Here is a 20428-nt window from a genome sequence, read left to right as displayed (position 1 = left end):
GACCCTTCGATCCCCCCATATCAACCCAGTACTCAGTCTCAGAATCTATGAACTTAGATAAAGAATCCGCGTTTCTGCGGATGTTGAGGACCAATACCGTATCTCTCTTATACCCGTTTGATTCTTGCGATCGCTTCAGTAAACATACGGAACTCATAAAATATTTCAAAAAAATATTATTTCAGTATTAATACGGATGCAGCCTATTTCTATAAACAGTGAAAACTGGCTTCTATCACAGGAGAGAAAAGAGCTTTAACGACAAAATGAAACTTCTTTTTCAGCTTCTGACGTGTATCGTATGATACGGTCTCAATCAGAAGATCCAGCGTTGAAAACTTATTTTGGGTTGTGCCGCTATTTATTATTTTCTTGCAGTTAATCAATAAAACAATTTATTTTCATCACAATTCAGCAACCAAATTATTTTTCCTATTTCCAGAGAAAAGAGCATCTAACTTTTGAGGAGATCCAAATACTCTAATATTTCCTTTTATTAATATTTTCTGGAGATTGTCGGCAGCATATAGATTGTTGTATATTAAATTGTCATTTTGTAAAGATCTTCTTAAAATTCATGCTGTTATAGGATGGATGATAATACCCAATCTCTTGTGAGCTGTTAGCAGTTATCCTTCTCCTGTCAGCCATTTCAAGTGAAAGTTTTAGAGATATCAATTGAAGCGGGATAAGATTATGAAACTTCTATTAGTTGAAGATGATCTTGCAGATATCGAATTAACTCAAAATGGTGTCCAGCGCTCTCAAGCTGCTATTGATTTAGATTGGGTTGTAGATGGGCAAAGTGCTTTATCCTACTTACTCCGAGAAGGAGAATATCAGCAAAAAAGTCTACCCAGCATGATTCTCCTAGACCTGAATTTGCCAGGTATTCATGGGTTACAGGTACTAGAGACCATCAAGCAAAATGACGCTTTTCGCATGATCCCGGTGATCATTTTTACGACCTCAGATGCAGACAGAGATATTCAGAAAGCCTACGAGCTAGGAGCCAATTGCTTTATTCAAAAACCGGCCAGCCTATCTCAATACATTAGTACTATCACAAGCATCAGTACATATTGGACTAAAATCGCAAAATTACCCATCAAGAGTTAATTATTGGCAAAATATAAAGTTTTTTGGTCATATATCCTACTTTATAGATGAATACAGATTTGTCTCAGAGCCGGGGGAGCCTATTAGAGTCTGAGCATGGATAGACGTTACTTGTTTATGCTGTTGGCCTTGGGAGGAAGCAGTCTCCTCGCTTCTATACCCACCGCTATCGTAATTCGGCAGGCTGAATTGCATGGAATAGAGCAAGCGTTTCGCCAAGAAGTTGATCAGATTTCTATGGCACTAGATCGAGAATTAGCACTGAACTTTACACCACTCAATGGTCTAAATAGTCTGTTTACAGGGTCAGAAGAGGTTACAGCCCAAGAATTTCGTTTAGTGGCTCAGCAATACCTGGCAAAACCTTCAAACATACAAGCCTTAGAGTGGGTGCCCTTGATATCGCACCCGCAACGACAGCCATTTGAAGTCAAACGACAAAAGGAATATTCGAATTTTCAGCTCACTGAGCGCAAGGCCTCCAAGACAATACAAGTCGCTGACAAACGTAAGGCCTATTTCCCCGTCGCTTTTGTAGAACCCTATGCAGGGAATGAGCAACGTTTAGGGTTTGATCGCGGGTCAGAGGCGATGCAACGTCAAACATTAGAAGCATCACGAGATTCAGGCCAAGAGATGGTCACAGCAATCCTGTCCCAAGATCAGGATGTGCCCAAAATGTTTTTCAAGGTTTCTCCTGTCTATCGTAATCAGCCGCAAACCCTTCAAGACAGACGATTAATGTTGCGAGGCTTTGTGGTGGGGGTCTATCGGCTTGATGCTCTACTGGCCCCTATTGTGGAGCAGGCTACTCAAGCTGGACTGTCAATTCAGTTGATCGATCAAACCAATTCTCAGACCTCTCAACTGCTCTATACAAATACCAATCCGGAAGTCCCCCCTTCGGATTTAAGGCGAACGACGACTTTATCTGCAGTACAGGGGAGAAATTGGGTTGTGGTCACTCAGGTCACCCCTCAATTTATTCAGCAACACACCAGCGGGTTATGGGTCTTTCTACCTTTTGTGGGGGTGTTGCTTCTGCTGGCAGGAGGCAGTGTGTTCATTTGGAAGTTGCAGCAATCCGCTGACCGTCAACAAGACCGATATTTTCAAATGATGGCCAACCCGTCTCCTGCTCCCATGTGGGTCGCGGATGCAGACAGGATGTTCTCATTTTTTAACCAAACTTGGTTAACCACGACGGGACGAACGATGGCAGCTGAGATCGGTTATGGATGGATGTCAGGCATTCATCCTGACGATCGACAACGATGGCAGAAAACCTATGAGTCGAGCTTTAACCAACAGCAAGAATTTGCGATCGAGCATCGACTGCGCCAGCGGGATGGTAGCTATGCCTGGATGCTTTCCCTGGGAAAACCTAGATATACCCAGGATGAAACATTTTGTGGATATGTTGGCACCACGATGGATATCACTGCCCTGAAACAAGCAGATGCTCAATGTCAAATGGTCAATACAGAGCTATTGCGGTCCAACCAAGAATTAGAGCAGATGGCTTCAGTCCTCTCTCACGATATGCGCGAGCCCTTGCGTAAAATCCAATCTTTTGCGGAGCTAGTGCAAGCAGACTATGTCGATAACATTGATGAACAAGGACAACGGTATTTTGAGTATGTGATTGACGGAGCAGAGCGAATGCAGGCCATGATTACTGATTTGCTCGCCTATGCCCGGTTATCGTCCGAAGACCGAGAGGTCACTTTAACCAATTTGGGAACAGTGTTAGAGCAAGTCCAGCAAGATTTAAGCCTGACTATTGCTGAAAGTGAAGCTGTGATTGAAGTAGGCGACTTACCTGTAATGATGATCAATCCGACGGATATGCAGCGGGTATTTCAGAATTTATTGTCTAATGCCTTAAAGTTTCGAGGAGAGGCCGTTCCCCATATTCAGATCTCAGCTAGCAAACTCCACAAACATTGGTTAATCACGGTTGAAGACAATGGTATCGGTATCTCAGAGGATGCTGTAGAAGATATTTTTGTGATGTTCAAGCGCTTGCACAATCGCACAGACTACGACGGCACGGGTATCGGCTTGGCGATTTGCAAGAAAATTATTGACCATTATGATGGTTCGATCTGGGCTGAGTCGAAGCTAGGGGAGGGGACCACGTTCCATATCAAACTCCCTAGCCATTTCCAAGATCATTGGACAACGGACCAACCTTTTGTAAGTGTATTCGATTTTTAAAACGTCTACCTATGGGTTGATATTGGAGCAGCAGAAGACTCGAAAATATCACAAATTATCAAGGAGACATGAGGGAGAATCGCAGGTTGGGCATACTGCCGTCAAACGGCAATTGACTACCGTTCTGCTCATCTTTGAACGATATGAATATTTCAACCTGGTTAGACTGCATTATTTATGCAAAGTACGCTGACTATTGAGCATATGCTGGATTGTCATCCACCCGTGTTGTCACTTGAGGTGACATTACTGGAGGTTGTGCAAATGATGCAGGCTGGAGAAATTCCCCATTGGCAGAGATCTCCTCCAGCAAAGGTGGGCAATCCGCAAAATTATGTGGTCGTGCTTGAGCAAGGAAAGGTTCAAGGTCTGCTGACAAATCAGGATATTGTACGTTGGGTCGCTGAGCAACGGAATTTTGACCAAACCCTGCTCATGGACGTACTGAACGCTGCCGTAACGTATCCACAGATATCTGAATTAGCCACCTGGGAGCAGGCAATGCACTGGTTCCAAGTCGTTAAGCTGCCCTATCTACCGGTGGTAGACGATCAGCAGCTAGTTGGGATTTTAAGCCTGGAGCAGTTACGCATCTGGGAACTGACCTCAGTCCAGTCCAACGTTGTGGCGACTCAGCCGATTGAAGAGGGTTCCACAGATGTTGTTCAACGCCAGCTGGCTGAGATTCAACAACAGCAATCGCAGCAGCAGCGCTTTTACAGCGCTCTACAAAGTGCGATGGAAGGAATTGCTCAACTCGACCCGCAGGGTTGTTTTATGGAGGTTAATCGGACCTATGCCCATGATGTTGGCTATAGTCCCGAAGAATTAGTGGGGTTGCCCTGGCAAACCACCGTGTTTGCCAACGACATTCCCATTTTGGAATCGGCTTACAACATTATGCTAGACACGGGCAAGATTTCTGTGGAAGCACGAGGAGCCACTAAACAAGGGGCCGTTTTCTATCAGCAGCTCACGATGGTGGCGAATCGGAACGACCAGGGCGAGTTTCTAGGGCATTTTTGTTTTATGCAGAATATCAGCGATCGCAAACTGGCCGAAGTCAAGCGAATTGAAAGCGAACAGCGATTTCAGGCTATAGCTGACTGTTCATCCACGCTGATCTGGGTCGCGGATCAGCGAAATCAACGGACCTATTTCAACGCAGAATGGCTGAAGTTTACGGGTAGGTCTTTAAAGCGAGAAATTGAAGAGGGGTGGGCAACGGGAATTCATCCTGCAGATGTTCATGACTGCCTAGCAGCCTTTGCCTTGGCCTTTGAAGAACAGCGATCGGTTCAACTCGAATATCGGTACCTGAATCATGCGGGCCACTACCGATGGTTACTCGATTCTGGACGACCCCGATTTTTGCCGAATGGGGAGTTTGTGGGCTATGTGGGATCTTGCATTGATATCACTCCCTTTAAGCAGGTGGCTGACTCCCTAGAACAAGCGAACTACCAATTACAGGAAAATATCAATAAGAGTATTGATGCCTTAGTGGGGGCAAATGCCCAATTAGAGGAAAGTGAGGCTCGATTTCGCTCCTTGGCAGACTCCTTACCTGCATTGATCTGGGTCTGCGATACTGAACAACTCTGCACTTACGTTAATCAGACTTGGCAAACCTTTACGGGACGTTCTCTGGAGCAAGAAACCAATTTAGGCTGGCTGGATACCATTCATCCTGATGATCGCCCCCGGTTTATTGACCAGCTCCAGACTTGCTTTTCTGAAGAAATCCCTTTGCATTTAGAGTATCGACGATGCGATCGCAACGGCACGTACCGCTGGATTCTCAATACCGGTATTCCTCGATATATCGCCGATCAGTTTGCGGGGATGATCGGCTGCGGCCTAGATATCACGGTGTCGAAGCAAAATCAGGTTGCCTTAGAACAAGCTATCTCTGAATTAACGCGTTCGAACCGAGACTTAGAAGAATTTGCCTATGTTGCTTCCCATGATCTGCGAGAGCCATTACGCAAAATTAGAAGCTTTTCTGAATTACTGGTCGAAGATTATGCAGACCAGATTGATGACACGGGTCGCCGCTACTTTGATTACGTGATTGATGGTGCTGCGCGAATGGATGCCTTAGTGCAATCTGTCCTGCAATATTCTCGGGTTGGTCGTCAGCAAGAGATCCCTGAACCCGTTGATCTAAATACTGTCGTCCAACAAATCGCCAATGATTTCAGTTTAGTGATTGAACAAAAGCAAGGCTGGATTATTTATGATGAGTTGCCGACGATCATCATCAGCAAAATCGAAAGCGTGCAGCTCTTTCAAAACCTGATTGGCAATGCCCTCAAGTTTCATGGTGTTCAACCGCCCCATATTACGGTTAAAGCCCAACGCCAAGGCACTCATTGGCAGATTTCAGTCAGCGATACGGGAATTGGTATCGCGCCGGAATTTTGCGATCGCGTGTTCACCATGTTTGCCCGTCAACATCAGCGCGATCAATATCCCGGTACAGGCATTGGTCTCTCCATTTGCCGAAAAATTGTCGAGAACTATGGGGGCCAGATTCATTTTGAGACCGAAGTTGGCAAAGGCACCACCTTTATTTTCACCCTGCCAGCGATGGACTAAGCTCTTAGCAATGTTCATTGCCGAGGCTGCAACGTGACCGCTCCTGCCACCTCCAACTTTTATCGCCTCCACCCCCGCGTTCAACAGTGGATTGCCAGCAAAAAATGGCCCTCCCTGCGAGAAATCCAGGAGTTAGCTATCCCCCCTATCTTGGCCGGGGATAAGGATGTGATTATTACTGCAGCCACGGCCCAAGGCAAAACCGAAGCGGCTTTTCTGCCCGTATTTTCACAACTGGTCGATCAGCCTGCCAAAGGCATTCAGGTGATTGGACTGGGGCCGCTTAAAGCCTTGATCAATGATCAGCATCGTCGTCTATCGGCCATTGGCGATTGCCTGGATGTGCCCGTATGTCCCTGGCATGGGGATATTGGCTCTGGTCCCAAGCAACGCCTGCTCAAACAGCCTGCTGGTGTGCTGCTGATTACCCCGGAGTCATTGGAAGCCCTGTTTGTTCTCCGGGGGCAAGAGCTGAATCGCTTATTTGCCTCCCTCTCCTACATTGTGATTGATGAAATGCATTCCTTTATCAGCATTGAGCGGGGCCGCCAGCTCCAATCCCTGATGCAGCGAGTTGAACAAGTGGTGGGGCGTCCGGTTCCTCGGATTGGCTTGAGTGCCACTTTGGGGGATATGTCCTTAGCCGCAGAATTCCTCCGCCCAGGACAGCAAGAACGGGTCCAGCTCGTCCAGTCCTTTGCCAAAGGCGATGAATTGAAGCTACAGCTCCGAGGCTATCGATCATCGCCAACCCCAGACCCGGATGAAGAGGAAGACGAAACCACGCCACCCCCAGATGCCTTGGACATTGCTCAGCACCTTTTCCAATCCCTGCGTGGGGAAAAGAATCTGATTTTTATCAACAGTCGCCGCCAGGTGGAGCGCTATGCCGATATTTTGCGCAATCTCTCAGCAGAATACCGGGTGCCCAATGAGTTTATGCCCCATCATGGCAGCCTTTCCAAGGAGCTGCGGGCCGAGGCGGAAGAAGCCCTTAAGCGAGATCATCCTGTCAACGTGATTTGCACCATGACCTTAGAAATGGGGATTGATGTGGGCGCTGTCCAGTCCATTGCTCAGATTGGCCCCCCTAGCTCCGTGGCCAGTACTCGCCAACGATTAGGACGCTCTGGCCGACGGGCAGGCGATCCAGCCATTATGCGGGTCTATGTATCGGTGCCCCAATTAGATTCCTACACTTCCCCAGAGCAAGCGTTATATCCCGATTTAGTGCAAGCCATCGCCATTATCAATTTGCTGCTAGAGGGCTGGTATGAACCGCCGATTGCTGGACGTCTGCATATTTCCACTCTGATTCAACAGTTGCTATCCAGCATTGCCCAACAGGGCGGTATTCGGGCCGATCAGGCTTGGCATGACTTCTGCGAGGCAGGTCCCTTCCAAGAAATGGAGCAAGGACTGTTTATCAAGCTTTTGCGATGCTTAGGAGAGCGCGATCTAATCCAGCAAAGCCAGGATGGCCTGTTACTGTTGGGTCTGAAAGGCGAGCGATTGGTCAATCACTACACGTTTTACACAGCTTTTTCCACAACCGAAGAGTACCGAATCAGCACACCAGAGAATGTGTTGGGTACCTTACCCACTTCCATGCCCATTGCCGAGGAGATGGTGTTGCTGTTTGCAGGCCGACGCTGGCAAGTCCAGTCTGTAGATAGTGAAAAACAGGTGGTGATGGTAGTCCCCGCAGATGGGGAAGGACAAGCGCCCCGTTTTGGAGGCAGCAGTGGTTTTGTTCATGATCGCGTGCGGCAAACTATGCGCGAGATTTACCGTTCCACGGATATGCCCGTTTACCTGGATGACACGGCTAAAACACTCTTAAAGGAAGCAAGAACTCAATTTCGCGATTGTGGTTTAGATCAAGAATATATCGTTGGTGAAGATGAGCAGGTCTTGCTCTTTCCCTGGCGAGGCAGCTTGGTGATGAATACCCTACAAATGTTGCTGTTAGATAGTGGCTTGAAGGCGAGCCAAGAGGGGCTAGCCATTAAGGTCAAGGGGGTGGAACCGGATGAGCTGATGCCCTATTTTCAGTCTTTGGTGAATCTAGGTCCTGCTAACCCGCTACGTTTAGCCGATGTAGTGCGAACGAAACGCAGTGAAAAATATGACTGGGTGTTGACGGACGAGTTATTGAACCATAACTACGTAGCTCGCTTTTTCGATCCCCAAGGCACTTGGGAAACGGTTTCAGAAATCTGTAGTGGAGGTTAGGTTAGATCAGTCGGCATCCGGTTCACCATAACCAACAATGGTAGATATCAATCATTGGGATACTCTATTTCAGTGCATTCAGCAGCATGACCTATTGGGTTTCCAGCAACAACTGACCATCGGAATAGAGATCAATCACCTTGATCTTGAGAGAGAAACAACTCTTGTAATCAATGCTATTGATCGTAATTGGTTAGAAGGGGTGCAGGTGTTGATTGACGCTGGAACCGATGTCAATCAAACTGCATGCTGTGAAAGTGCTCCGATTTTGTCCGCTATTCAAGTGGGCAATATTGAGATCTTGCAAATATTGCTTGGTCATGGAGCGAACCCCAATGTAGCTTGCCTCGGGCAACCCTTAACTGAAGCGATGCGGGCAGATCGATTTGACATGGCTGGCTTATTAGTCGAGGCTGGCATCAACGTCAATACTCTCAGTGAGTCTGGACGTACATCGCTGATGGCGGCGGCTACGGGAAAACTCGCCTGGGTGAGGTATCTGATTTCAGTCGGGGCAGATGCAAATATTGTGGACAATGATGGCAATTCAGCCCTGGTGATGGCTGCCTATTCAGGACATCAAAAAATTTTTGATTATCTATATGCCCTCACAGATGGCGAAGAACAACGGCAATATTCGCAATCTGTACTGCCTATAGGTCTGTTATACCAAGAGCGACTGCGTGACACCCTGACTCACAGATTTGCTGCAGCGGTGGCCCAAGGAAATATTTCTGATCTTATCCGTATGCTTGCGGAAGGAGCGGATATTAATAAGCTAAATGCAAATGGTGAAAATGCATTACATGTCGCTGCTACACGGGGACAGTTAGCAGTGGTTAATCTTCTTATCCAAGCGGGGGCAAATCTAGAGGTTTGCTCAGATTCAGAGGTCTCTCCCCTCTATCTAGCTGTCATTGGGAACCATGCCGACATCGTTCAAGCTTTAATCCATGCCGGAGCAACGCTAGAGATTAATGATTTGATAGAAGCTGCATGTTTTAACAGCATTGATTCAGCTCAAATCCTAGTGGATGCTGGCTTGGATGTTAACGCTCGCAATGAAACCGGAGCTACTGCACTTGAAACGGCAAGACAAGGCAAGTTTCCAGAAATCGTTGAGCTGCTCAGACGTGCAGGTGCTGTGGGCAGGTTTGATATTGAATTTGACGAGATACCATTCTGATGAGCAAGACTGAAGCCTCGTGGCAGACCTTGGCTCTCAAAATCAATTTCAATCTGGATGGTCAGATAGGTGAGCAGCTATATCAAGCGATTCACGAAGATCAGGCTCATCATTTCCATAATTTGCTCCATAAGAACAAGATAGATGTCGCGACATACGGCCCTGTTTTTTTAACAGAGGCAATATCAGCCGGGAGCCTTCACACCATTCAACTGCTGATTCATTTAGAGCTGTCCATTAATTGGAAATATGATCTGCAAGATGAGTATCCGCTAACCCAAGCGTGTCGTCTAGGACGGTTAGACATCGTCAAATTTCTGATTCAGGCAGGAGCAAATATTAATCTAAGCGGCTATGAATCTCCACTATGGGCCGCTATAAATTCAAATCATCTTCATATCGCAGAATTTCTAATTAATTCTGGCGCAGATATCAATATCGAGATTGATGATTTTTATAATCTTCTGGGAATAGCTGCTGATAAGGGCCATTTAGAAGGAGTCAAGCTCCTCACTGAATCTGCGATTCATCAATCGCTCAATCCTGAGTTACTGAATATAGAATTGGCATTGCACCATGCCGCAATTAGTGGTGAAGCAGAGATTTTTAGCTACCTAGTTAATTTTTGCACTCACCAGCTTGAATTTTTTGATTACTCTGCCATTGATGATTTACAAGACACTTTACAGATTGGGATTATCAGAAAAAGCAGGCGTGAAGATCCATGCATTTCTGATTGTCTTAAGGCAGTTGCAGAAAACGATATTACTCGCCTCCAAGAACTGATTGCGAGTGGAATTGATATTAATCTGTATACCGATAAGGGTTATACGTTACTCCATACGGCAATTGACCAAGAATCGATAGGCGTTGTCCATGTTCTACTGGATGCTGGCATTGATTATGAACTGCAGGATGAAGACTGTTTTCATGCAACGCCACTGCTGATGGCATCTAGAGGTAATTTCCCTCACCATCCCGAAATCGTCGAAGCATTACTGCGTGCAGGCGCTGATGTTAAAGCAAATCATAAGGGCATGACGCCATTGATGATTGCGATTAACACTTACTTCAAGCAAATTATTGATGTACCAGAATTTTTTGTGCGTCCATCACGGGAGGCGCGAAGACGTAATGCAATACAAGTAATCAGGTTATTGTTGCAATTTTGTTCAGAGGTTAACTCTCAGGATCTACAAGGCAGAACTCCCTTGATGCTAGCTGCCCCAACTAATGATTCTATATTGATGCAACTGTTACTATTTTCTGGTGCTGCTCCCAGCCTGCAAGATACAGCAGGAAAAACTTATGTGGATTATGTCCCCTAGCAGGTGACAGATGAAACACAACCAAACCCTCAACTTTTTGTGAGCAGCCGTCGTTGATACGTGTGGACCTTATCCACAAATTCATCTAAGAAGGTTTGATGGATCAACTCGCAATCTAGCCCCCTAGTCCTTTCCACAGCTCTCAAAATTTCCTCACACTCCTCCACAGACTGACTTTTCACGGTAAATTCTAGAGCGCTTTCCCCATTGCGATTGTAGGGAATTGTTCTCCATTCAGCTACGATGACCAAATCCTGAGTTTGGAGATGATTAGGATGCAGACATGGTGGAAGAAGAATTTTGCTGAGTGTCAATTCAACGATGACCGAAGGTCGGTCGTAGACCATCAGCGCTTGACCCATCGAGCTCTCAAAATTGGTCAAGCGATTAGTGCAAACTTCGGCCAAGCCCTGTTGAGCATTTTCAAGACTGCAACAGATCTCAAACGCTCTTATGAGTTTTCGCTAATGTGAAAACCAACTTCTCTCAAATCATTACTCCTCATTGCCATGCAACTGCCCATGCCATCACCGAGGAAGAGATTACCTTGTGCGTGGGTGATACGAGCTTTTTAGACTACGGAGGCATCAAGAAGAAGCGTCAAGGCTATGGTCCTCAAGGCAATGGGGGGAATGGCTTATTGCTCCACAGTGCCTTAGCTGTTGACCCCGAGCAAGGCCAACCATTGGGGTTGCTATGGCAAAAGGTATGGAATCGTCAGCATCGACCCCAGCCTCCGAAAAAGGAAACCCCTCGACAAAAGAAGAAGCGTCAGGCAAAGGCGCGACAAACTTCTCGGAACCGACCCTTTGAACAAAAGGCATCCTATCGGTGGGTCGAAGCGATGCAAGCCGTAGAAAAGATAGTGAGTCCTTCTACTCGTTCCATTCATGTGTTTGACCGAGAAGGAGATATTGCCGAAGTGTTTGAGCGGCTCAATCACCTCAACAACACAGGGGTTGTGGTTAGAGCCTCACATAATCGTCGGCTTGAGCAAGACCCCAATCGACTGTGGAAAAAACTGGAAGCCCAAAGTATTCAATTCGAGTATGAAATTGACTTACCCAAAACGAAAGACCGGAGTGCACGTATAGCCAAGCTAGTGGTGCGCTGTTGTCTCGTCCAACTGCAGCGACCTACCCGTCTAGCTGATAGTCATCCCCTCCAGGTATACGCCGTCTATGCCACAGAAGTAGATCCCCCAGAGGATGAAGACCCAGTGTCATGGATGTTGCTCACGAGTGAAGCAGTCACCACTATGGAAATGGCTCAGACCATTTTGCGCTGGTACACGTACAGGTGGAGAGTGGAGGAATATCACAAAATTCTCAAATCGGGGACTCAGGTGGAGCGGTATCGTTTGGCTGCTGAGGGGATGAAAACCTTATTAGGATTCCTGTGTGTCACTGCTGTAGAACTGTTACGCTGGACCTACTTAGAACGCACATCCCCTCAACGGCCTGCTCAAGATGTCGTCACACCTTTACAGATTAAAGTTCTCAGAGCGAAGACATCGAAGGTTCCCAAAAACCTCACGGTTGCATGGGCAGTGAAAGCAGTTGCACGACTTGGAGGATATCTGGAGCATCGTCGCAACACACCGATGGGGATTCAAGTGCTTTGGAAAGGATGGGCTAAGTTAAATCTCCTAGTCGAGGGCTGGCAGTTAGCGACCCAGGAGACTTAGCGGGAAAAGTCAGGGTGAGACAGTTGCAGCAGGACTATTCCATTCGCCAAATTTGTCAGGTACTCAATTACCCACGCTCTCAAGTGTATTACCATGCCAGAGGCCAACCAGATGAGAGCGAACTAAAAGCGGCCATTGCTGGAGTTGCTGGAGCCTATCCGACTTATGGCTATCGTCGAATCACCGCCCAACTGCAGCGTCAGGGGTATTGCGTTAACCATAAACGCGTGGCTCGACTAATGCGACAGATAGGGATTATGGCCAAGACCAAAGTCAAACGCAAACGCACCACCAATAGCGAACATTCGTTCCCTCGCTATGGCAATCGAGTGTTGAATCTCTCCATCGACCATCCTGAGCAGGTGTGGGTGGCGGACATCACGTACATTCGCTTACAGCAGGAGTTTGTCTATTTGGCCGTCGTGATGGATGTCTTTACTCGCGCCATTCGTGGCTGGCATCTGTCCCGCCATATCGACCAGCAACTAACGTTGAGGGCGTTGAACAAGGCGTTGGAGCGGGCAACGCCTGAGATTCACCATTCTGACCAAGGGGTTCAGTATGCCGCTGCAGCCTATATGCAATTGCTCCAACAACACCAAGTGCAAATCAGTATGGCCGAGGTGGGACAGGCTTGGCAAAATGGCTATGCTGAGCGATTGATGAGAACGATAAAAGAAGAAGAGGTCGATTTATCAGACTATCGAAATTTTACTGAAGCGTATGAGCACATTGAGCAGTTTCTAGAAGATGTGTATATGCATAAGCGGATTCATTCATCACTGGGGTATTTGACACCCTGTGAATATGAGCAGCAGTGGAGACAACAGAACAATCACTATTGTATGAATAAGGAGGATAGCGCTTAATTCATCTATTGCCCTGTCCGAATATAGGGGTTCACTTCAGATGTTCGCCTTGAGGGGGCTGATTTCCGTTCGGCAGAGTTAGAGGGAGTGAACTTGAGCAACGCCAACTTAAGCAATGCTCTTTTCTTTGGTACATCCTTAGGAGACATCAAACCGGCTAGCTTAAAGAGTAACTATATCGAGAGCTCTACAGTGAGAAGAGAGTTGCAACATGGTATTGATCAGATGCACGCCAGATTGCAGACTCAAGCGACTCGGGTAATTGAGCTGGGTGGCCGCTCAACCCTTGGCTATATCCTGCGGACACAGCAGGCTTTTTATCTGGAGCATGATCGATTTGCGCTTGACATAGGTGAGCTGCAGGTTGATGCTAAGCGATTCACAACAAACTATAAATTCAAGATGTTTGCTCTGAAAGCTCCCCAGTCAGATGTATTACCGTCGGGGCAAAACCAAGCAGTATGGATTGCGGCCCTTCCCCACAAACCGCAGTGGCAAAGCTATATCGGTTTTGTTTGGCGGGGCTTGGAAAGTCCAACTTTCGGCTTTGGAAATGACCAGGGCTTTGTTGCATGAATCGCGTAAAGGCTAGATGAATTGCCTCTCCTCGTTATTCTTAAGCTTCAACCCAAACAGTCTCGGGTTTGGCGATCTGAATCATTCGATTGAGTGCCGCACACTGCAGGAGTAACTCTGTGGCTTGATTATCAAAGTTACGGGAACGTACCTGACCCCCAAAGATAGTTTTGAAGCGAAACATCGTCGTTTCAGCTAGAGACCGCCGATGATAGTGGGCTTGTTTTTTCCACCTCTTTCGTCCCTGTTTTCGGATGGCTCTGAGATTTTGATCTCGTGGATGGGGTGGAGCATTGCAGTTTCCATGTTGCCAAATTTTGGCATTCTTCCTTGGGGGAATTGCAGCTGTGGCATTGCGCTCCATGAGGGCATCATAGCAATGACTTTGGTCATAGGCTCCGTCAGCAGAGACCTGTTCAATCTCATCGTCGATGCCTTCAAGGAGATCTTCAAACACTTCACCATCCTGAACGTCATTGGTTGTCACGACACCCGTGAGAATTTCTCCAGTGGACTCATCAACACTCAAGTGAAGTTTACGCCACGTCCGACGTTTGCTCACACCATGTTGCCTGGTTTTCCACTCTCCTTCACCATAGACTTTGACCCCTGTGCTATCGATAACGACGTGAATGGCACCTTGCTTAGGTATAACGGGCAATGAAATCGATAGCTGACCTTTCCGCCGAGAGACGGTGCTGTGGTCACAAACGGGAAGCTCAATTCCCATCAACTCAAACAATGAATTTAGAAATCCTTCGGTTTGACGCCCTGCTAAACCATAGATACATTTGACGGTCTCGAAGGTGGAGATTGCTGTATCGCTATAGGTCAGAGAGGCTCCCCGCTTTTGTCTCGGTGTGGTTTCTAGCCAATGAACGATAGCTGATTGTTCGAGCCAGAAGGTCACACTTCCCCGCTGTTTGAGACCAGCGTTATACTCGGACCAGTTGCGGATTTGGTAACTCATGGGCTAGCGGTTTTTGGTGGTACATAAACTCTAGCCCGCGCCTAATCCGCAGCACCTATTCATGCAACAACGCCAATGACCAGCGAAAGACAGCACAACCCTCCTCGTTATCTATTGTGTGCCGTTCTAACCAACCCGTAGCTCCAGCCCCTTCGCCGCCTCGCTTGAACAATCAAGGTCTTCATCATAGTGATGCCATGTGCCCACAAGGCTACTCCCTAGTGAAATAATAATTTTGCATCCCATATACATCTCATAGCTGATGTCACTTGACGATTCAAGGTGAATTTGAAATGCAAGATTTGCAAGTGAAGCCCAAAACACGCATCTATTACTTTGATGCGTTAAAAACGATCTCTATCTTTTTAGTTTGCATCTATCACTACAATGCCTTAAATCTGGACATCATTAATAACCCTGGTCTAGGGGTGTATATCAATTATTTGTTTTATGGCCTTTCCAGTATGGCGGTTCCATTATTTTTTATGGTCAATGGAGCTTTGCTCTTAAATCGGCCCTATCGGCTAGAAAAGCATATAAAAAAAACGATTTATCTATATATATTGTTGAATTTGTGGAGCTTGATTTCGCTCACTCTATTTATTCCTATTGATGGGGCAACCTATTCCATTAAAGAATTTGTGAGCGCATGGTTCCTGCTGAAAGTTCATGTGAGTAACCATCTGTGGTTTTTGCAAGCCTTAATTTCTGTCTATTTATTGTTCCCTGTGATTAAGGCTGTGTATGACTTGGAAGATAATAAGCTGACTTTAAAAATACTGTGTTTTGTGGTGTTTATATTTTCATTTGGTAGTTTATTTCTTCATACGATCTTGAACATAGCTGAAACAGTCTTAGGTTTTAACTATATTAACTCTAACAGTTTTAACTTTTTCCCAGGTCTCAATCCATTTAATCAGTACGCCTATACCTATATTTATTTTATTTTGGGCGGCATTCTTTCTGCTCAATTTTCACCGGATAAGATAGGGGCTAAACGGACAATCTCTCTTAGGAAAATAAGTCTATTTTCATTCTTATTGGCATGGGTGTCTTTATTTTTGTATGGAGTAATGACAACTGTTTCTAGTCAATCTTTCTACGATACGGTTTGGAATGGATACTATTCCATGATGACATTGGTTATGTCAGCAGCCTGCTTTTATTTTCTGTCCAGTTTGTCTTATGGAAATAAGCTATTAAATTCTGTCTTTGTGGTAGTGGGGACCAGTACGTTTGGGATCTATCTGCTCCATCGGTTTGTCGGTGCTGTGTCTATAAAATATTTTCAAAATATTCCATTCTCTACAAACTTGTTGCCAAATTTGCTGTATTGCCTTGGTGTCGTAGCAGTTACGTTATTAGCGGTTCAAGTCCTGAAAGCAATTCCCTTGTTTAGAAAGACGGTCGATCTCTAGCATTAATGTAAATATGTGTTGTCAAATGTTTATCCCTGAGTGATGTACGGGATGGGATGTGCGATTCTGCCTATCAAACGGTGGTGCCAGAAAAGACTTAACGCTGAGGATGGCGATATAGAACTTTGAGGGAAGACGAGGTCTGGACTCTAATATTTATGGGATCTTAAAGGCAGTACTCTCGTTCTCTCTAGCCTGAAGACTGGTACACCCCAGTGAGGAGATGAACCCTAGTCCATGCTTAGATAAGCAGTGGGTTGATGATGTGCACTGCAACGGGATTGTAGAAACTTTTGGTGAAGTCCACTGCCTCCTCCAAACCCCGACAGGGGTGGTCCCTTGACGATCGGGATCCGGCCGCGATCGCAGCTTTGATACCGCGCTGGAAGTGGTTTTACGACTGCTATTTTCGGGTCCAAACCAGTGGCTGGCAACATGTTCCCACCGCGAAAGCGTTATTTGTCGGTTCTCACAATGGTGGATTAGCAGCCCCTGACCTCCATATGTTGATGTATGACTGGTTTTGTCGGTTTGGGGCTGAACGACCGATTTATGGACTGATGCATAAGGGCATGTGGCAAGTCAGTCCGAGTGTCGCTGAATTTGCCACCCTAGGAGGAGCGATTCGGGCTTATCCAACAGTGGCTAGGGCGGCGTTTCAGAGGGGCGCTAGCGTTGCCGTATTCCCGGGGGGGGCCCAGGATGTGTTTCGACCCCATCGACTGCGGGACCGGATTCATTTTTGCGATCGCAAAGGGTTTATCAAGCTAGCCCTCCAAGAAGAGGTCCCAATTATCCCCTTTATCTCCTGGGGAGCCCATGACACCTTGTGGGTGTTAGCGGATTGTTATGAATTTATAAAACAGCTGCATCATCTAGGTATGCCCTGGCTATTAGATACGGATCCAACTATTTTTCCCATCTATCTGGGGTTACCCTGGGGGCTGAGCATCGGACCCTTGCCCAATTTTCCATTGCCCATGCAAATTCACACACAGATTTGCCCTCCGATTCACTTTGAGCGATACGGCAGACAAGCTGCTAAGGATAAAGTCTATGTTCACGCTTGCTATGACCGGGTGGTTCGTAACATGCAAGATGCCTTGGATCAGCTCATCTTAAAAGCGAGCGAAGCTAGGGAACAGTAACTTGCAGGGAGAAGGAGAAGTTGAACCCATGACGGGCAGGCATGGAAACGTGAATGTTAAATAACTAGGAAATCATGAACGTCAGCCACCCCAAGTGATTTTAAGAACCATGTATACCTCATCTGGTTAAGGGCTGCTCCATGGGTTTGATTGTGCAAACTTCCCGATATCTTCCCGAATTTTGACTGCTTTTCTTCACCTAAATTCAATACAGTCAAAATAAAGCACTAAATATACAGTGTATAAATTCTTCCAAGACTAACCGTCTAGCGTACATCTAGAGCAAAGTCTGCTGTTATTGACAGAAATGGACTTGTTCTTAGCGTTGTATACAGAATGATGTGTTGAAAATGTATATTTCCCAAAATATACCGTCTGCCCCTGTAGAACCCACTCTGAAATATAGTAATGATTGAAAAAACTGTGACTACGCACTATTTCAATAATGCTATAGTGCATCCTTCAACCACCATGACTGAAGACATCTCCATTTATGATTTTCTCAACTTAGTGAATTGTTTTAGTGGTGTTGTCAAAGTATTTTTAGGTGCAAAGGTAACAGCGAACTATTTAACGGAGACTAAGCCAGAGTTTGCCTATCTAGCTGATTTTGAAATTGATCGCAATGCACAGTTTCAATTTCGGGGAGATGGCAATCGCAAAATTACTGCCATTATCCATCTGGGGTTCAAACTTTGGTTTAATGCTTTTTTTAAGCGAGTATCGGTTCTTATTCAGGATTTACCGGAATTAATCAAGTTGGAATGTAATAAGCAAGATAAATTGACCGTTTTATCTCTGATTCCTGCTGGCTACTTATGTGAAGTGGGTGATCTACAAGACGCCAATACGGCCTTGTTCTGAACATTGGCAGGTTTTTGCTATTCTTTATCCTAGGGAAATAGATTTCTCATTCCTCATCGCTTCAAGTTCCAGGCAAAGCCTGATTCCGTCCATGAATATTGCATATACTCATATTCACTCCCTGATCCAGCAGGGTAAGGAGGATGGTCAGTAGGAAAAGTGCTGACTGTTCTGCATCCAGTGTTGCCGCAACACTTCATCGTATTAAAAGACTACAGACCGATCGGAGATATCGCGATGCTCAAGGGGCTTGCTTTATTGAAGGAGTACGTAACTTTGTACACGTGTCTGATAGCCGCCTCGATATTGCTGTTATTGTCTATAGCGAAAAGCTCCTAACAGCGCCTTTAGCTCGCAAGCTGGTCCGACGCTTTCGTCGGTCTGGGGTAGAGACGATTTCGGTGTCTCCAGAACAATTTCGCGGAATTTCTCAAACTCATCGGGCTTCAGGGATAGGAGCCATTATTCGACAACGATGGCAGCGCTTACCATCGATCACGCCCAGTATGGGATTGTGGGTGATTCTAGATCGAGTGCGATCCTTGGGGAATTTTGGCACTTTGATCCGCACCCTAGACGCGGGGGGTGGCACTGGATTTATTCTCCTAAATCAGGCGGTTGATCCGTATGCACCGTCTACGGTTCGGGCCTCTATGGGGTCAGTATTTCAGCAACAATTTATTCGGACTCATGATCAGGCCTTGTCTCAGTGGCTGCAACAGCATCAAGGCTATGTGATTGGTGCTTCTCCCGATGGCGAGGAAAATTTTCACACCTTTACCTATCCCAAAAATACACTGCTATTTTTAGGTGAGGAACGCACAGGGTTGTCTCCAAAACAGCGGTCCCTGTGCAATACTCTCCTCAAGATTCCCATGGTGGGTCAGGTTGATTCTTTAAATGTGGCAGTTGCAGGGAGTTTATTTATCTATGAAGTCCTGCGATCACGTATGTTGGATAGCAGTGACTTCAGGGGCAACTAGGCTTCAGCATCCTGAGATGGCCCTGCGGAATAAGTAAACGCCCCATGCCGAAGAGAATTATTCAGAGGCTGGTTTAGGTAGATATCCTTCTACGAGGCAGTCTTCACCGACAATATGCCAGCGTACTCGCTCTAACTGAAGGGCCTCAGTCATCTTATTGAAACCCAAGTCTCCCACCGGGGAAGGCGCATTTTGGCCTCCGACAATTTTGGGGGCAATAAAGGCCAAGACTTTTTGGACCGAACCATCTGCGATCGCACGGGCAGACAAGGTCCCTCCACATTCCCACAATACCGATAGCAGTTCCTTCTTGCCCAAATAAGCCATCACCGTTGCTGGGGTTAGTTCGTCTAAGTTCACGACTTCTACGCCCTGCTGTTCTAGGTAGGCCTGACCCTCCCCATTCGGATGACCTTGGGTGAGCACAATCGTAGGAGCGATATCTGTTTCCCACAAATGTGCCGTTGGCGGTAGATCAAGGGTCCGGCTTAACACCACCCGTAGGGGATTATTGGGGGGCTGATTTGCATCTGCTTTGTGATGGGTTGTTAAATGAGGATTATCCCGGCGGACTGTATTGCCACCGACGATCACGGCATCACAAGTGGCCCGGAGTCGGTGCACATGGGCGCGGGCGACTTCCTTGGTAATCCAAGCACTGTGGCCTGCAGTCGTGGCAATTTTGCCATCTAAGGTCATGGCATATTTAAGGATGCCAAACGGGCGCTGATAGAGGATCCGATGAACAAAGGCTTCATTCACGCGTTGACAGTCAGCCTCTTCTACCCCTGTAATCACCTGAATGCCTGCCGCCCGAAGTCGCTCAATCCCTTTACCTGAGACTCGTGGATCTGGATCGACCATCCCCACCACCACCGTAGCCACCCCTGCTTTGACTAACGCTTCGGAACACGGCGGAGTGCGCCCAAAGTGATTACACGGCTCTAAACTGACGTAGGCGGTAGCACCCTTGGCTTTATCCCCCGCCGCTCTTAGGGCAAATACTTCAGCATGGGGTTCTCCAGCCTTAGGATGATAGCCTTCACCGACAATTTCTCCATCCCGTTCAATCACACAGCCCACAAGGGGATTAGGCGTCGTAAAACCAGCAGCCTTCTGAGCCAGCTGTAAACAACGCTGCATCATCTGTTGGTGGTGCGGATCAATATTCACAGCATCCTTGGAGAGAGAGGGCTGGTCTGACAAAGGATGAATCTCCATTAC

Annotated in this window: 15 protein-coding genes and 2 pseudogenes; 15 read left to right on the top strand and 2 right to left on the bottom strand. The window is 46.7% G+C overall.

The window, feature by feature from the left end; all coding sequences use genetic code 11:
- Window positions 1–696: 696 nt before the first annotated feature.
- The 11 genes and pseudogenes from AM1_RS17560 (at window position 697) to AM1_RS43245 (ending at window position 13821) form a co-directional block, all read left to right on the top strand.
- Window positions 697–1119 (top strand): response regulator, encoded by a 423-nt coding sequence (locus AM1_RS17560; RefSeq protein ID WP_012164222.1) that lies wholly within the window; start codon window positions 697–699, stop codon window positions 1117–1119.
- Window positions 1120–1215: 96 nt separating this feature from the next.
- Complete coding sequence (locus AM1_RS37655) at window positions 1216–3339, top strand: CHASE domain-containing protein (protein ID WP_083776724.1); 2124 nt, start codon at window positions 1216–1218, stop codon at window positions 3337–3339.
- 177 nt (window positions 3340–3516) lie between these two features.
- A complete protein-coding gene (locus AM1_RS17550; RefSeq protein ID WP_238549003.1) occupies window positions 3517–5940 on the top strand; it encodes a PAS domain S-box protein in 2424 nt (807 codons plus the stop codon).
- Window positions 5941–5973: 33 nt separating this feature from the next.
- Window positions 5974–8175, top strand: a complete 2202-nt coding sequence (locus AM1_RS17545; RefSeq protein ID WP_012164219.1) for a DEAD/DEAH box helicase — start codon at window positions 5974–5976, stop codon at window positions 8173–8175.
- Between the two features lie 37 nt (window positions 8176–8212).
- On the top strand, window positions 8213–9361 hold the full coding sequence (locus AM1_RS17540; RefSeq protein WP_012164218.1) for an ankyrin repeat domain-containing protein: 1149 nt from the start codon (window positions 8213–8215) through the stop codon (window positions 9359–9361).
- Window positions 9361–10689, top strand: coding sequence for an ankyrin repeat domain-containing protein (locus tag AM1_RS17535; RefSeq protein ID WP_012164217.1), 1329 nt, complete (start codon window positions 9361–9363; stop codon window positions 10687–10689). Before AM1_RS17540 ends, AM1_RS17535 begins: the two co-directional genes overlap by 1 nt.
- Window positions 10690–10964: 275 nt before the next feature.
- Complete coding sequence (locus AM1_RS17530; protein ID WP_012161283.1) at window positions 10965–11162, top strand: IS4/Tn5 family transposase DNA-binding protein; 198 nt, start codon at window positions 10965–10967, stop codon at window positions 11160–11162.
- Entirely contained in the window at window positions 11159–12376 is a 1218-nt protein-coding gene (locus tag AM1_RS17525) for an IS4 family transposase (protein WP_012164215.1), read from the top strand. Before AM1_RS17530 ends, AM1_RS17525 begins: the two co-directional genes overlap by 4 nt.
- A 14-nt stretch (window positions 12377–12390) precedes the next feature.
- Window positions 12391–13245, top strand: a pseudogene (locus AM1_RS17520) (IS3-like element ISAcma13 family transposase); the annotation flags it as partial.
- Between the two features lie 48 nt (window positions 13246–13293).
- Window positions 13294–13374: pseudogene (locus tag AM1_RS44005) on the top strand (pentapeptide repeat-containing protein); the annotation flags it as partial.
- Window positions 13375–13470: 96 nt separating this feature from the next.
- The gene (locus AM1_RS43245) at window positions 13471–13821 is read left to right on the top strand and encodes a type IV pilin-like G/H family protein (protein ID WP_148215761.1); all 351 of its coding nucleotides are present in this window, start codon (window positions 13471–13473) and stop codon (window positions 13819–13821) included.
- Window positions 13822–13861: 40 nt separating this feature from the next.
- Here AM1_RS43245 and AM1_RS17510 read toward each other — a convergent pair whose 3' ends face one another.
- On the bottom strand, window positions 13862–14791 hold the full coding sequence (locus tag AM1_RS17510) for an IS5-like element ISAcma6 family transposase (RefSeq protein ID WP_012161013.1): 930 nt from the start codon (window positions 14789–14791) through the stop codon (window positions 13862–13864).
- 269 nt (window positions 14792–15060) lie between these two features.
- On the opposite strand from AM1_RS17510, the gene AM1_RS17505 reads away from it, so the two are divergent.
- The 4 genes from AM1_RS17505 (at window position 15061) to AM1_RS17490 (ending at window position 19204) form a co-directional block, all read left to right on the top strand.
- Window positions 15061–16209: an acyltransferase gene (locus tag AM1_RS17505; RefSeq protein ID WP_012164211.1), complete on the top strand. Its 1149-nt coding sequence runs from the start codon at window positions 15061–15063 to the stop codon at window positions 16207–16209.
- 296 nt (window positions 16210–16505) lie between these two features.
- On the top strand, window positions 16506–17357 hold the full coding sequence (locus AM1_RS17500; protein ID WP_041659925.1) for a lysophospholipid acyltransferase family protein: 852 nt from the start codon (window positions 16506–16508) through the stop codon (window positions 17355–17357).
- A gap of 471 nt (window positions 17358–17828) precedes the next feature.
- Entirely contained in the window at window positions 17829–18221 is a 393-nt protein-coding gene (locus tag AM1_RS17495; RefSeq protein ID WP_139025760.1) for a hypothetical protein, read from the top strand.
- 143 nt (window positions 18222–18364) lie between these two features.
- Entirely contained in the window at window positions 18365–19204 is an 840-nt protein-coding gene (locus AM1_RS17490) for a TrmH family RNA methyltransferase (protein WP_012164207.1), read from the top strand.
- Window positions 19205–19261: 57 nt separating this feature from the next.
- On the opposite strand, the gene ribD is transcribed toward AM1_RS17490, so the two are convergent.
- Entirely contained in the window at window positions 19262–20425 is a 1164-nt protein-coding gene (gene ribD, locus AM1_RS17485) for a bifunctional diaminohydroxyphosphoribosylaminopyrimidine deaminase/5-amino-6-(5-phosphoribosylamino)uracil reductase RibD (protein ID WP_012164206.1), read from the bottom strand.
- Window positions 20426–20428: the final 3 nt, after the last annotated feature.

The organism is Acaryochloris marina MBIC11017, assembly GCF_000018105.1.
Taxonomy (GTDB): Bacteria; Cyanobacteriota; Cyanobacteriia; order Thermosynechococcales; family Thermosynechococcaceae; genus Acaryochloris; species Acaryochloris marina.
The sequence above is the reverse complement of the archived record's forward strand: the minus strand, read 5'-3'. Positions and strand labels throughout refer to the sequence as shown.